Here is an 11,636-nt window from a genome sequence, read left to right as displayed (position 1 = left end):
CGTTCAATCACAAATAAATTCTTAAATTATATAGATATGCCAATTTTTGGAACAACAATTTTGTCATTTATCCCCGGATGGAGTTCCGAAGGAGGACAATATGCAATAGAAAAAACTGCTGAATATGGTTTTGATATGCTTGAAATTATCTTGCCAAGTTCATTAGATTTCGATGCAAAAACAACAAAAAAACTACTAGCCGATAATGGTATTGCAGCTCGTTGTTCGCTGAATTTACCCGCAAACTGTCACATTCCTTTATATCCTGAACAAGCCACATCAATAATAAAATCAGCTCTTGATAAAGTAGCTGAAATGGAAGGTGATTTTTTAGGAGGGGTCTTACATTCTGCCATTGGAACATTTACCGGAAATCCATGTACCAAAGAAGAAAGGATAATCATTCAACAAGTATTTACCGAAGTTGCTGATTACGCCAATAAACTTAATATCATCATTGCTCCTGAACCTATTAATCGGTACGAAAGTTATGTATTCACGGCAGCTGATGAAGTTTTGGATATGATTGAATCTATTGGAAAACCTAACATAGGATTACATCTGGATACTTTCCACATGAATATTGAAGAACTAAATTTCTATGATCCCATTATTCGTGCAGGAAATCGTTTGAAACATGTACATATAACGGAAAGTGATCGCGGTATGACCGGCGAAGGAAATGTTCATTGGGATGATTTTTTCAAAGCTTTGGCAGCCATTAACTATCAAGGTCCGCTAGTTTTGGAGAATTTTTCTTCCGAAATCACAGCATTAGTTGGCCCAACTTCCTTGTGGAGACTTTCTAAATACAACTCGGAAGATCTTGCTAAAGGCAGTCTTGCTTTTATGAGGAAGATGGTCGAAAAATGGTATACTAATCAACTATAATTAAACCTAAAAAAAGTAATTATTCAATGCTTTTTTTACAAAATCACAAAAAAATGAAAAAGAAATTAAACGGTGTTTGTTTTGGAGAAATCCTTTTTGATGTTTTCTTGGAACACAAAAAAATTGGTGGAGCGCCACTAAATGTAGCTTCAAGATTAAATTCGCTAGGAGCAGAGGTTGCTATGATAAGTGCTGTAGGAAATGATGCTAACGGAAAAATATTGGTTGATTATTTAAAAAAAGCAGATATTAAAACGGATGCTATTCAGGTAAAGGATATTTATCCTACAGGTTTAGTGAACGTTATTTTGAATGAAAAAGGAAATGCATCGTATGACATCAATTATCCTTCGGCTTGGGACAAAATTGAAACTTCAAACGAGAATATTTCAATTGTTGAAAAAGCAGATTTTTTTGTCTACGGAAGTTTGTCTTCAAGAGATTCAGTTTCCAGAAATACATTGGAGCAACTTTTAGCTGTTGCAAAATATAAAATATTTGATGTGAATTTAAGAGTGCCACATTATACCAAGAAAAATGTTTTGGATTTATTGCAAGCAGCTGATTTTATTAAGTTTAATGACGATGAGTTAAATGAAATTTGCGAGGATTTAAATTCGAATAAAAAGTCATTGGAGCAAAATATTAAATTCATTGCAAAGGAAACCAATACTGATACGGTTTGTGTTACTTTAGGATCTCATGGAGCAGTTTTATATTGTAATGATACTTTTTATCATAATTGCGGATTCAAAGTAAATGTTGTTGATACCGTGGGTTCCGGGGATTCTTTTTTGGCTTCCTTAATTATAATGTTACTGAACGGAGAAGACCCACAATACGCGATTAATTTTGCCAGTGCCGTTGGGGCAATTGTCGCCCAAAATGAAGGAGCAAACCCAGTTATTTCTCCATCTGAAATAGATGATTTTTTATCCGGATTTGACAAAATAGAACCTAAAATCAAGGAATCAGTAACTATTCAAAACTAATTAAACCAAGCTAACAATGAATCTATCCAAAAAAATACCTGTAGTCAGTAAAGAATACGTTTTTCAATTTATAATAATAACTATATTATTTGCTCTTTGGGGAATTGCCAATGAATTAACGGCACCAATGGTATCTACTTTTAAAAAGGTAATGCCGGAACTTTCCAATTTACAAGCATCATTTGTTCAGATGGCGTTTTATTTCGGTTACTTTTTTATGGCTTTTCCAGCGGCATTATTCATTAGAAAATACAGCTACAAATCAGGAATTATATTAGGCCTTATTTTGTATGCGACAGGAGCTTTTTTGTTTTATCCAGCAGCTCATTATCAAAATTATACTTTTTTTCTTGTATCACTTTGGGTAATTACTTGTGGTTTAGCTTTTCTTGAAACAACATCAAATCCTTTGATTCTATTCTTAGGTGATAACAAAACAGCAACGCAACGTTTAAATTTAGCACAAGCATTTAACCCAATTGGAGCCATAACAGGATTAGTTTTAGCACAGCAATTGATTATCGGAACCATAAAATCAAACAGTTATACGCCAGAAGCATTCAAAGCCTTGTCATCGGATAAATTAGCATCGATTAGAGAACACGATTTAAATATTATTAGTATTCCTTATATCGGATTAGGAATTTTTGTATTAGCCATATTGATTATTATCATTTTTACAAAAATGCCAAAAACAGTTTATGAAGAAAAAATGTCGCTATCTGAATCATTCAAAAAATTATTGGCCAACAAAAATTATAAAAATGGAGTTATTGCCCAAGCATTTTACGTAGGTGCTCAAATCTTGTGTTGGACTTTTATGTACCAATATGTTGATAATATCAATCATACCTATGGGCTAAATATCACTGCAACAAACTATAATATTGCAGCAATGTTATTGTTTTTAACAGGAAGATGGATTGGTACAGCGATGATGAAAACTATTAATCCTTCAAAAATGCTAGTATATTTTGGTATTGGAGGAATGCTTTGTACAGCTGGAGCGATAGTATTACAAGGAATTCCTGGTTTAATTTCCTTAATTTCGATTTCAATTTTTATGTCTATTATGTTCCCAACCATTTACGGAATTGCTTTAAAAGATATGGGAGATGAAGCTAAAATTGGTTCTTCAGGTTTGGTTATGGCTATTGTAGGTGGTGCATTAATGCCATTGTTGCAAGCAAGTGTTTTGGATTGGGGCGGACCTGGATTTTCAGATTTAAAAATTTTCGGATTTATTCCTGAAGTGAATTTTTCGTTTATTTTGCCGTTAATCTGTTTAGCAATAGTTACACTTTATGGATATACTTCATACCATCATTCTAAAAACTAATCATTATTTTATAAAAGCAGTTCTTATTTAAAATTTAAGTTAAAAATCCAATTATAAAATCAACTAATAAAATCAACTAATAAAATCAACTAATAAAAAATGAACTATAATTTATATTATGTAAAATAGGATTTATTAAAAAACACTTATTTGCTATTTCATTGTTCATGTCCATAAATGGCTTCTATTCTGAATCAAGGCTTTGTATTATATTAAAAGGATCTAAAAATCATTACAGAAAAAAATAGAAAAAACCTTTTTTATAAAACAACAATTTTACAACAAATAGTAATGAATTATAAATGTTTAATTCCTTAATTTTGTTTTGTAAATTAAGAAAAACCTATGAATACAATTGCGGAACACATTGCTGATTTTTTAAAAGAATACGCTCCATTTGATCAATTGACATTTCAAGAACTTTCTGAAATTGCAGCGAATATTCGTGTATTAAATTTAGAAAAAAACAAGACCTTGTTCCAAATCAATGATCCTTTGCATGATTGTTTTTATATGGTAAACTCAGGACTTATCAACTTGTACGCCATTGCAGATGCCGAAGAAACTATTTTGAGTAAATGCCACGAAGGTGCTATTTTTGGCTTGCGTCCGTTTTTTGCTAAGAATAACTATATGATGACCGCAAAAGCGCGCGAAGAAAGTATTGTTTATGCTATTCCAATTGCTGTATTTAGACCATTTGTAGCAAATAACGCTGCTGTTTTGGATTTTCTATTGGAGAATTTTGCAGCAAACTCACAACAAACTAAAACCAGCCAAAACCTGGGTAAAAGTATTATTTCGGATACGGTATTTTACTCTGATCAAAAGGCAGAAATGCAGTTTTTTCAAGCTTTAAGCTATAATAGCAATCCAATAGTGGTTACTGCAGACGCAATTGTTAAAGATGTTGCCCAGTTAATGGCCGAAACTTTATTGAATAGCGCGATTGTCTGCGAAAACAATATGCCTATTGGGATGGTTACTCACACTGATATGTCTTCAAAAATTGCTACTGGAAGATACACAAATACCGTCTCTGTAGATACAATCATGTCAACACCAATAATAACGGTTATTGAAAATGTTTCATTGGCGGAAGCCCAATTGCTTATGCTCAAAAATAACGTGACCCATTTGTGTGTTACCCAAGATGGGACAAATAAATCTGTTATCAAAGGAGTAATTTCTGAGCATGATTTGGTGATCGCCCAAGCCAACAATCCTGGAGTTTTGATTAAAGAAATAAAACGCTCCCAAAGTTCAAAAGAACTGAAGCAAATTCGTTTGCGATTGGCTGATTTAATCCAAAATTCAATATTTAAAAATATACCGCTTACCCATATCAATAATATTGCAAGTGAGATAAACTTTGCCATAATAAAGCGAGCAGTCGAGCTCTCCATTTTAGATTTAGGCTCACCTCCTGCTCGATTTGCTTGGTTAAGCATTGGAAGTCAAGGAAGAAAAGAACAATTATTGCTTACAGACCAAGATAGTATCTTGATTTTTGAAGATGTTGCCGCCGAAAAATATAGAGAAGTAAAGGATTATTTCCTTAAATTAGGGAAAAAGACAACTTTAACTCTTGAAAAAGTAGGCTATGAATTGTGTCCAAACGGACATATGGGAAGCAATATGCTTTGGTGTAAATCCCTGACAGATTGGGTAAAACAATACGATGCCTGGATGAATACTCCAGGTGAAAACAGCAATGAACTCAGCAGTATTTTCTTTGATTATGAGCTTGTCATTGGAGAACAAAAAATTGAAGATGCAATTACTAATGTTGTTTTCAGAAATGCTAAAAACAATACTCTGTTTTTTGATTTTTTAGGAAATGATGCGTTAAGAAAGAATTCTCCTTTGAGCTTTTTTAAGAAATTTATTGTTGAAGAAGAAGGTATTTACAAAGACTTCTTTGATATAAAAACACGCGCTTTAATGCCTCTGGTAGATAGTGCCCGTTTATTTGCTTTAAGCTATGACTTAATTGGAATCAACAATACTTATCTTCGATTTAAACAATTAGCAATAACGGATCCAAAGCATTCCGAAATTTATCTCAATTGTGCCGAAGCGTTTCTAACTTTATCAAAATTTAGAACATTGGAAGGATTGAAAAATGATGATTCTGGTCAATATATCAATCTGGAAGAAATGTCAAAAATTGACAAGGAAAAATTGAAAAATGCGCTTGCCCCAATGAAGGAATTGGAAGAATTAATAAAGAATAAATTTCAATTGACTCAATTTTCATAATTATGTTGGACTGGTTAAAACACATCAACAAGGAACATCCAGAATTTTGGAAAACTTACATATCCAAGTTTGGTTCTAAATCAAAGCGCTATGTCATTTTATCCACTGAAAAGACGGGCTTAAACCCTCACAACGATGTTCTTCTCTCCATTTCAGCCTTTGCGGTTGTTAATGACAGTATTCTTATTAGCGATAGTTTTGAAGCCGTTTTATTACAATACAAATACCTTCATGACAACCAGCTCTCTAATGAATTTATTATCGAAAGTAAGCTGCCAAAATTGAGTGAGCCCGAAGCCATAAAAGCCTTCATTGAATTCATCGAAAATGCTGTATTAGTTGGCCATCATGTTGATTTTGATGTTGAAATGTTCAATGCCGCTCTAGAACGACTAGGATGTGGCCGATTAAAAAATGAAGCTTTGGATATTGATATCATGCATCGAAAATTACATGATATTACGGATAAGCAATTTTCACTGGATGAATTATCCCAAATTTACAAAATACCTATAAGCGATCGGAATTCTTCTTCTGAAGATGCTTATAGAACAGCCTTGTTATTCTTGAAATTAAAATCAAGATTAGGTATTAAATAATTTATGTATAGCGATACAAGCACTATAACGTCCATGATGGCTGATAGAAACTGGCCTCAAAATAGTCCCTGAACGATCAACCAAAAAAGGGATTCCGTTTATTTTTTGGATATTTTTGATGGGACTAATTAGCTGAATTTGGTTAAAAAATTCCTTTTTAAGAACCGCTATGCTGTGTATTTTGTCATTCAAAATACTAGTTCTGGTAGGATAAGTTTTTCCTTGACAAACCACCCAACCCAAAGAATCATTTTCATAAAAACACGTCAACTCAAGTGGCATAAATGCCCTAATTCCAGTCTCCCGATTGTAGATTTTATAAGCTGCTTCTTTCCTGCTCCAGAGATTCCAAACCATAATTTCTGGATTTTCGGCTTCTAAAATTAACTGCTGTTCATAGTCTGTGAAAATTTTTTCCAGGAAACGAGGTCGTTGCCAGTTACTTTCTTTTCGGGCTGAGGCCAAATCTACAATATCATTCCCAATCATCTTTCGGATAGTTTTAATGCAATTATAGCTAGAGTCGATTTTACATCGATCATTTTTTCCATGGATTCATTATCAATTTGAATTCCAAAAACATCTTCAACATCCAAAATCACATCAACTAAATTAGCCGAATTGATATTCAAATCTGTAATAAAATCCGTGCTTTCTGTAAAATTATCCAAAGCTTCTTGATTGTTTACAAAAGGTTTTACAATGTTCTTTAATTTTTCTAAAATTTCTTCTTGATTCATATCATTTATTTTAGTCGGTATATTTTTTAAAAACGACACAGCCGTTGACATCACCAAAACCAAAACTGGCTTTAACAATAATATTGGATTCCTTTTCGATCAATTGTCTCGGGATTCTGGATTCATCGATAGTATTTGTGATTTCAGGATGCAAATCCTCAGCATTAATATTGGGGAAAATAAATCCCTGATGCAACTGCAATATTGAAGCGACACTTTCAACACTTCCGGCTGCTGACAAACAATGCCCTACCATCGATTTTAAAGAATTAATATAAGGAAAATGAATTCCATTTCTATTTAAAGCTTTACTCCAGTTTTCTATCTCTAAACTATCTTTAGATGTAGCTGTTAAATGTCCGTTTATTACATCTACTGCATCCGGATGAATCTTCGCATTTACCAAGGCATCTTTGATGCATTTTTGAACCGCAATCGGATTTGGAGCCGTCATCGTTCCCAAACCGCGTTGACCTCCTGAATTTATATTTCCACCTAAAATTTCGCCATAAATTCTAGCTCCACGCGCCAAAGCACTTTCTAAGTCTTCTAAAACCAATGCGCCCGCACCACTTCCCGGTACAAATCCGGATGCGCTCGCACTCATGGGTCTGGATCCTTTTTCTGGTGATTCATTATGCTTGAAAGTACATACTCGCATAGCGTCAAAACCACCCCAAATATAAGGGCCCGAATCGCTGGTGCTTCCCGCCAAAATCCGTTTTGCCTGACCTGATTTAATTCTTTCAAAAGCCATTAAAATACTTTCGGTACCTGTGGTACAGGCAGAGGAATTTGATGAGACCTGATTTCCCAAACCTAATTTTCCACCTAAATAAGCGCTAACACCGCTATTCATCGTTTGTGCTACGGCTGTACTTCCTAGCCTGCGGGTTTGAAAATCATCAATTTTATAGATGCTTTCACGAAATTTTTCGATTCCTGAAGTTCCAGTCCCAAAAATAGTTCCGCTGTCCCAGTCAGGTTCTTCATTGATTTCCGTACTTAATCCGGCATCTTTCCAAGCATCTATTCCTGCGATAACTCCGTATAAAATCCCTGTCGAATTGAAACCTCTTAATTCTAATTCAGAAAAATATTGCAATGTCAATTCGTCTGTAATTACAGGCTTTCCCGAAATCTGACAGGAAAACTGCAAACGTTCCAGTTCAGGATCCCGTTTGATTCCTGAAATTCCATTCTTGATGGCATGCGTAAACGCATCGAGCCCTACTCCATTTGGCGCTACAATTCCAAGTCCCGTTATTACCACTCTTCTTCCCATTTATATATTTTGAACCAGAAAAATATTTTTTAAATACGCTCTATAATTCTATATTCTTTGCTTTCTGTTCTTATTTCAACTCTTTTCCTCAAATAATCATTCCGGCTATTGTTCCCTTACAGACTTCGATTCCCTGTTCATTTTTCATCAGTACTTTGCATTTTAACTTTCCAAATCTGAAGTATATTTTTTCCGAAATAACAAATACTTTTTCATTGGGAAAAACTGAATTTATAAATTCAATATCAGTTGATGTTAAGGCAATTGAGGTGTTTTTATTAAAGTTATCATTCGATAAAAAAATCCCCAAACAAACCAAGCCTATTTGCGCCATGACTTCGATCAATAGTACACCTGGTGTAATCGGTTTATCTTTGAAATGCCCTTTGTAAAAATCTGAATTTTCATCAAAAGTATAACTCCCTACTACTCTATTTTCATTGATTTCAATTATTTCGTCGACGAACAAAAAGGGTTTAGAATACGGTAGTTTTGATATAATTTCTTCGCTTTTCATACTTACATTGGACTAAAATTGCAATAATACTCTTTGAGCCGAAAATCCTGGACCAAAACTCAACATGAGGCCTTTTTCTCCTTTTGGAGGTAATTTATCCATAAATCGTTCCAGTACATACAATACCGTTGCACTCGACATGTTTCCGTACAATCGCAATACTTCTTTGGTATCATCGATGTTTTTGTCCAAATCTTGAAATAATGCTTCTACAGTTTGTACAATTTTTTTTCCACCGGGATGAAAAATCAAATGGTCAATATTGCTAATTTCTATATTGTTCTTTTTTAAAAAAGGATGAATAATATCCGGAAAATGGAAAGCGATTGTATCAGGAACTTCAATATCCAAAATCATTTGCAAACCAGAATCTGTCAATTTAAAACCCATCATGTGTTCGTTATCATAAAAATGATACATTTCTTCATCGAGAATTTCCGGTCCATCATCTGATTCATCAGAAGAAAGCAAGACGCAGGCCGCTCCATCTCCAAATATCGCCGCACTTACAATATTAGCCATCGAAAAATCATTGAGCTGAAAGGTCGCAGTAGGACTTTCAACGGCAATGACAGCTGCTCGCTTTCCAGGATTGGCTTTGAGGAAATTTTTAGCATAAATAATCCCCGAAATTCCCGCAGCACAGCCCATTTCGGTTACAGGAAGGCGTACAATATCCTGACGCAATTGCAGCTTATTGATTAAGTAAGCGTCTAAGGAAGGAATCATAATTCCGGTACAGCTCACCGTAATAATATAATCCAAATCTTCAGGTTTCCATTGGGATTTCTGCAGTGCTTTTTTCAGTACTTTTTCACCCAAATCGATGACTTCGCGAACATAAATAGCATTTCTTTCTTCGAATGAAATTGGGGTAAAAACTGCTATCGGGTCCATGATAGAATAGCGTTTATCAACCGCAGCACCTTCAAAAATTTTCCTGACTTTTCTGATAAAACGTTCGTCTTGTCCTATAAGCCAAGCATCCAGAAAAGGAATAATTTCTTCAGTACTCCTCGAATATTGAGGCAACTGCTTGCTTACTGCTTTTATTTTTACACTCATATTTTTGAAATTATCCATTGGTACCTGAAAGCCCATTTCCATTGAATGCTATACTTTTTAAAATTATTTTTTTTCGAAAAACAAAGTAAGTCTTCTTTTTTAAATCCTCTTAATATAGAAGTCAAGCCATCTTCTCTGGAAATAGTATTCAGTTTAAAAACAAAACAAAGCGCCTGAAACAAACGATAAGCGACACTACTTCGATGCAAATCATTAATAACCACACCAAGGCTAGCATTTTTATAAAAAGTGTTCGTCAAACTCAAAATTTCTTCTTCTTTAAAATGATGTAAAGTCAAGGTACATAACACAATATCAGATCTTAATTCTTGAAAGACTTTATCAAAAATATTAAGACATCGATAACTTATATTTGGATACTGTTGTGATAAATCAATGGCGTGACTAATGGTAAACTTATTCGCATCAATACCGATTAAAACAAAATATAAATTGTTTTGTCTACCATAATCTGCCAATACGCGCAACATATCACCATTTCCACAGCCCACGTCTACAATGGTGATTTCAGCAGTATTCAAATTATTCGAAATCAGTTTTTTCACCCCAGATAAAGTTAACTTATTTCCTCCTAAAAGTTGATTGATTCTGGCAATTTTATCCAAAGCTTCTCGCAAAACTTCGCCTTCCATAGTAAAATCATCTATGATTTCCTGTCGGTCTATTCGATGTTTAGTGTTTAGTAGCATTTATTTCTTTTCTAAAGGATGGATTTACCATGTGTTTTTCGAATAATCACAGACAACAAAAATGGAAACAAAACCAATAATTGCATGACAAATGCGGTCAGTTTTGGTCTTTGCAAAATCTTGGTCAAAAAGCGAGCTGTTTTTAATCTTTCTTCAAAATTAGTATTCCAAACTGCATTGTAGCGTTGTTCCAATTCACTTCTTGAACCAATTTTAGCATTAAAATAATCTCCTATCAATTCCGAAACGATTTTAGCACCATGAATAGCCATAGCCATACCGTTACCGCACAAAGGATGAATCAAACCCGCGCTGTCGCCAATCATCAATATGTGGTTTTCGACGGCATTTTTCTTTTCGAAAGAAATTTGACTTATTGTTAAAGGTTTTTCAAAAAGCATTTTACCCTGTTGAAAAATAAGCTTTAAATGCGGATTTCCAGAAACTACTTTTTGCTGATACTCGTCAATATTTCGGTATTTTTTAAAAGTATCATAATTCGCCAAATAACACACATTAACCCTATTATTCTCTACTTTTGAAATCCCGCAATAACCGCCTTCAAAAGTATGTAAACCCACTACATCATCAGGAAAATCGAATCTGTAATGCGCCTTGACGGCTAACCATGGTGATTTTTTATGAATAAATTTTCTGCTTAACTTTTGATCAATGTTAGATCGTTTTCCAAAAGCCCCCAGCACGATTTCAGATTCAAAAATGCCGCTATTTGAAGTACTAACTTTAAATTGATTTTCGCTAAAAACTACGCTTTCAACATTATCTTGTATGATCTGACAACCTGCAGTTATGGCTTTCTTATACAAAAATTCATCTAAAGTATACCGACTTACCCCAAAACCACCGAGGGGTAATTTACAATTAATCATTTGACCATTTTCAATTGAAAAGTGCAGCTTACTAATGGAAACTGGTCTCAATTCTTGAATATCTATGTCTAACCATTTGAAATAAGGCGAAACTTCATTAGAAATGTATTCTCCGCAAACTTTGTGTTTTGGAAATTCATTTTTTTCTATCAAAATTACTTCTATACCAGTTTTCAATAAATGAATAGCCGCTGTGAGACCAGCTAAACCTCCACCAACGATAATTACAGAAGCTTTTGTTTTCATAGCTCTGCTAATTTAATCTATTTCTTGCAAAAAAAGGAGTTTAAATAAAAAAACTGCTCCGTTTTGAGGAGCAGTTTTCAGTTGGTTAATTATTCTTTGG

The 11,636-nt window shown here is 34.0% G+C and carries 12 protein-coding genes; 5 read left to right on the top strand and 7 right to left on the bottom strand.

Translation table 11 applies throughout. From position 1 onward, the window contains the following. Positions 1–36 precede the first annotated feature (36 nt). From BUB25_RS08560 to BUB25_RS08540, 5 genes are all read left to right on the top strand, one after another. Positions 37–891 (top strand): sugar phosphate isomerase/epimerase family protein, encoded by an 855-nt coding sequence (locus BUB25_RS08560; protein ID WP_072943021.1) that lies wholly within the window; start codon positions 37–39, stop codon positions 889–891. Positions 892–944: 53 nt separating this feature from the next. Then, on the top strand, positions 945–1,883 hold the full coding sequence (locus BUB25_RS08555) for a carbohydrate kinase family protein (RefSeq protein WP_072943352.1): 939 nt from the start codon (positions 945–947) through the stop codon (positions 1,881–1,883). Positions 1,884–1,899: 16 nt separating this feature from the next. Next, the gene (fucP, locus tag BUB25_RS08550) at positions 1,900–3,222 is read left to right on the top strand and encodes an L-fucose:H+ symporter permease (protein ID WP_072943019.1); all 1,323 of its coding nucleotides are present in this window, start codon (positions 1,900–1,902) and stop codon (positions 3,220–3,222) included. A gap of 345 nt (positions 3,223–3,567) precedes the next feature. Then, positions 3,568–5,484 (top strand): DUF294 nucleotidyltransferase-like domain-containing protein, encoded by a 1,917-nt coding sequence (locus BUB25_RS08545; protein ID WP_072943017.1) that lies wholly within the window; start codon positions 3,568–3,570, stop codon positions 5,482–5,484. Positions 5,485–5,486: 2 nt separating this feature from the next. Next, positions 5,487–6,083, top strand: a complete 597-nt coding sequence (locus BUB25_RS08540) for a 3'-5' exonuclease (protein ID WP_072943015.1) — start codon at positions 5,487–5,489, stop codon at positions 6,081–6,083. Here the strand turns inward: BUB25_RS08540 and BUB25_RS08535 are convergent. From BUB25_RS08535 to BUB25_RS08505, 7 genes are all read right to left on the bottom strand, one after another. Continuing rightward, positions 6,069–6,572, bottom strand: a complete 504-nt coding sequence (locus BUB25_RS08535; RefSeq protein WP_072943004.1) for a 4'-phosphopantetheinyl transferase family protein — start codon at positions 6,570–6,572, stop codon at positions 6,069–6,071. The genes BUB25_RS08540 and BUB25_RS08535 overlap by 15 nt on opposite strands. Further along, positions 6,569–6,823: an acyl carrier protein gene (locus BUB25_RS08530; protein ID WP_072943002.1), complete on the bottom strand. Its 255-nt coding sequence runs from the start codon at positions 6,821–6,823 to the stop codon at positions 6,569–6,571. Before BUB25_RS08530 ends, BUB25_RS08535 begins: the two co-directional genes overlap by 4 nt. A gap of 10 nt (positions 6,824–6,833) precedes the next feature. Next, complete coding sequence (locus BUB25_RS08525; protein ID WP_072943000.1) at positions 6,834–8,108, bottom strand: beta-ketoacyl-[acyl-carrier-protein] synthase family protein; 1,275 nt, start codon at positions 8,106–8,108, stop codon at positions 6,834–6,836. An 88-nt stretch (positions 8,109–8,196) separates the two neighbouring features. Next, a complete protein-coding gene (locus BUB25_RS08520; protein ID WP_072942998.1) occupies positions 8,197–8,625 on the bottom strand; it encodes a 3-hydroxyacyl-ACP dehydratase FabZ family protein in 429 nt (142 codons plus the stop codon). Between the two features lie 12 nt (positions 8,626–8,637). Further along, complete coding sequence (locus BUB25_RS08515) at positions 8,638–9,690, bottom strand: type III polyketide synthase (protein ID WP_072943338.1); 1,053 nt, start codon at positions 9,688–9,690, stop codon at positions 8,638–8,640. Then, positions 9,687–10,400, bottom strand: coding sequence for a methyltransferase domain-containing protein (locus BUB25_RS08510; protein ID WP_072942996.1), 714 nt, complete (start codon positions 10,398–10,400; stop codon positions 9,687–9,689). The genes BUB25_RS08515 and BUB25_RS08510 overlap by 4 nt, the downstream gene beginning before the upstream one ends. A gap of 11 nt (positions 10,401–10,411) precedes the next feature. After that, a complete protein-coding gene (locus tag BUB25_RS08505; protein ID WP_072942994.1) occupies positions 10,412–11,536 on the bottom strand; it encodes an NAD(P)/FAD-dependent oxidoreductase in 1,125 nt (374 codons plus the stop codon). Between the last annotated feature and the right edge of the window lie 100 nt (positions 11,537–11,636).

Source organism: Flavobacterium granuli (genome assembly GCF_900129705.1).
GTDB classification, from domain to species: Bacteria; Bacteroidota; Bacteroidia; order Flavobacteriales; family Flavobacteriaceae; genus Flavobacterium; species Flavobacterium granuli.
This window is presented reverse-complemented; position numbering and strand designations above follow the sequence as displayed.

Bases quoted from the DNA above. Each gene is read 5' to 3' on its own strand.
- BUB25_RS08520 (WP_072942998.1), bottom strand. From the start codon at position 8,625: ATGAAAAGCGAAGAAATTATATCAAAACTACCGTATTCTAAACCCTTT.
- BUB25_RS08510 (WP_072942996.1), bottom strand. From the start codon at position 10,400: ATGCTACTAAACACTAAACATCGAATAGACCGACAGGAAATCATAGAT.
- BUB25_RS08530 (WP_072943002.1), bottom strand. From the start codon at position 6,823: ATGAATCAAGAAGAAATTTTAGAAAAATTAAAGAACATTGTAAAACCT.
- BUB25_RS08555 (WP_072943352.1), top strand. From the start codon at position 945: ATGAAAAAGAAATTAAACGGTGTTTGTTTTGGAGAAATCCTTTTTGAT.
- BUB25_RS08560 (WP_072943021.1), top strand. From the start codon at position 37: ATGCCAATTTTTGGAACAACAATTTTGTCATTTATCCCCGGATGGAGT.
- fucP (WP_072943019.1), top strand. From the start codon at position 1,900: ATGAATCTATCCAAAAAAATACCTGTAGTCAGTAAAGAATACGTTTTT.
- BUB25_RS08545 (WP_072943017.1), top strand. From the start codon at position 3,568: ATGAATACAATTGCGGAACACATTGCTGATTTTTTAAAAGAATACGCT.
- BUB25_RS08525 (WP_072943000.1), bottom strand. From the start codon at position 8,108: ATGGGAAGAAGAGTGGTAATAACGGGACTTGGAATTGTAGCGCCAAAT.
- BUB25_RS08540 (WP_072943015.1), top strand. From the start codon at position 5,487: ATGTTGGACTGGTTAAAACACATCAACAAGGAACATCCAGAATTTTGG.
- BUB25_RS08515 (WP_072943338.1), bottom strand. From the start codon at position 9,690: ATGAGTGTAAAAATAAAAGCAGTAAGCAAGCAGTTGCCTCAATATTCG.
- BUB25_RS08535 (WP_072943004.1), bottom strand. From the start codon at position 6,572: ATGATTGGGAATGATATTGTAGATTTGGCCTCAGCCCGAAAAGAAAGT.
- BUB25_RS08505 (WP_072942994.1), bottom strand. From the start codon at position 11,536: ATGAAAACAAAAGCTTCTGTAATTATCGTTGGTGGAGGTTTAGCTGGT.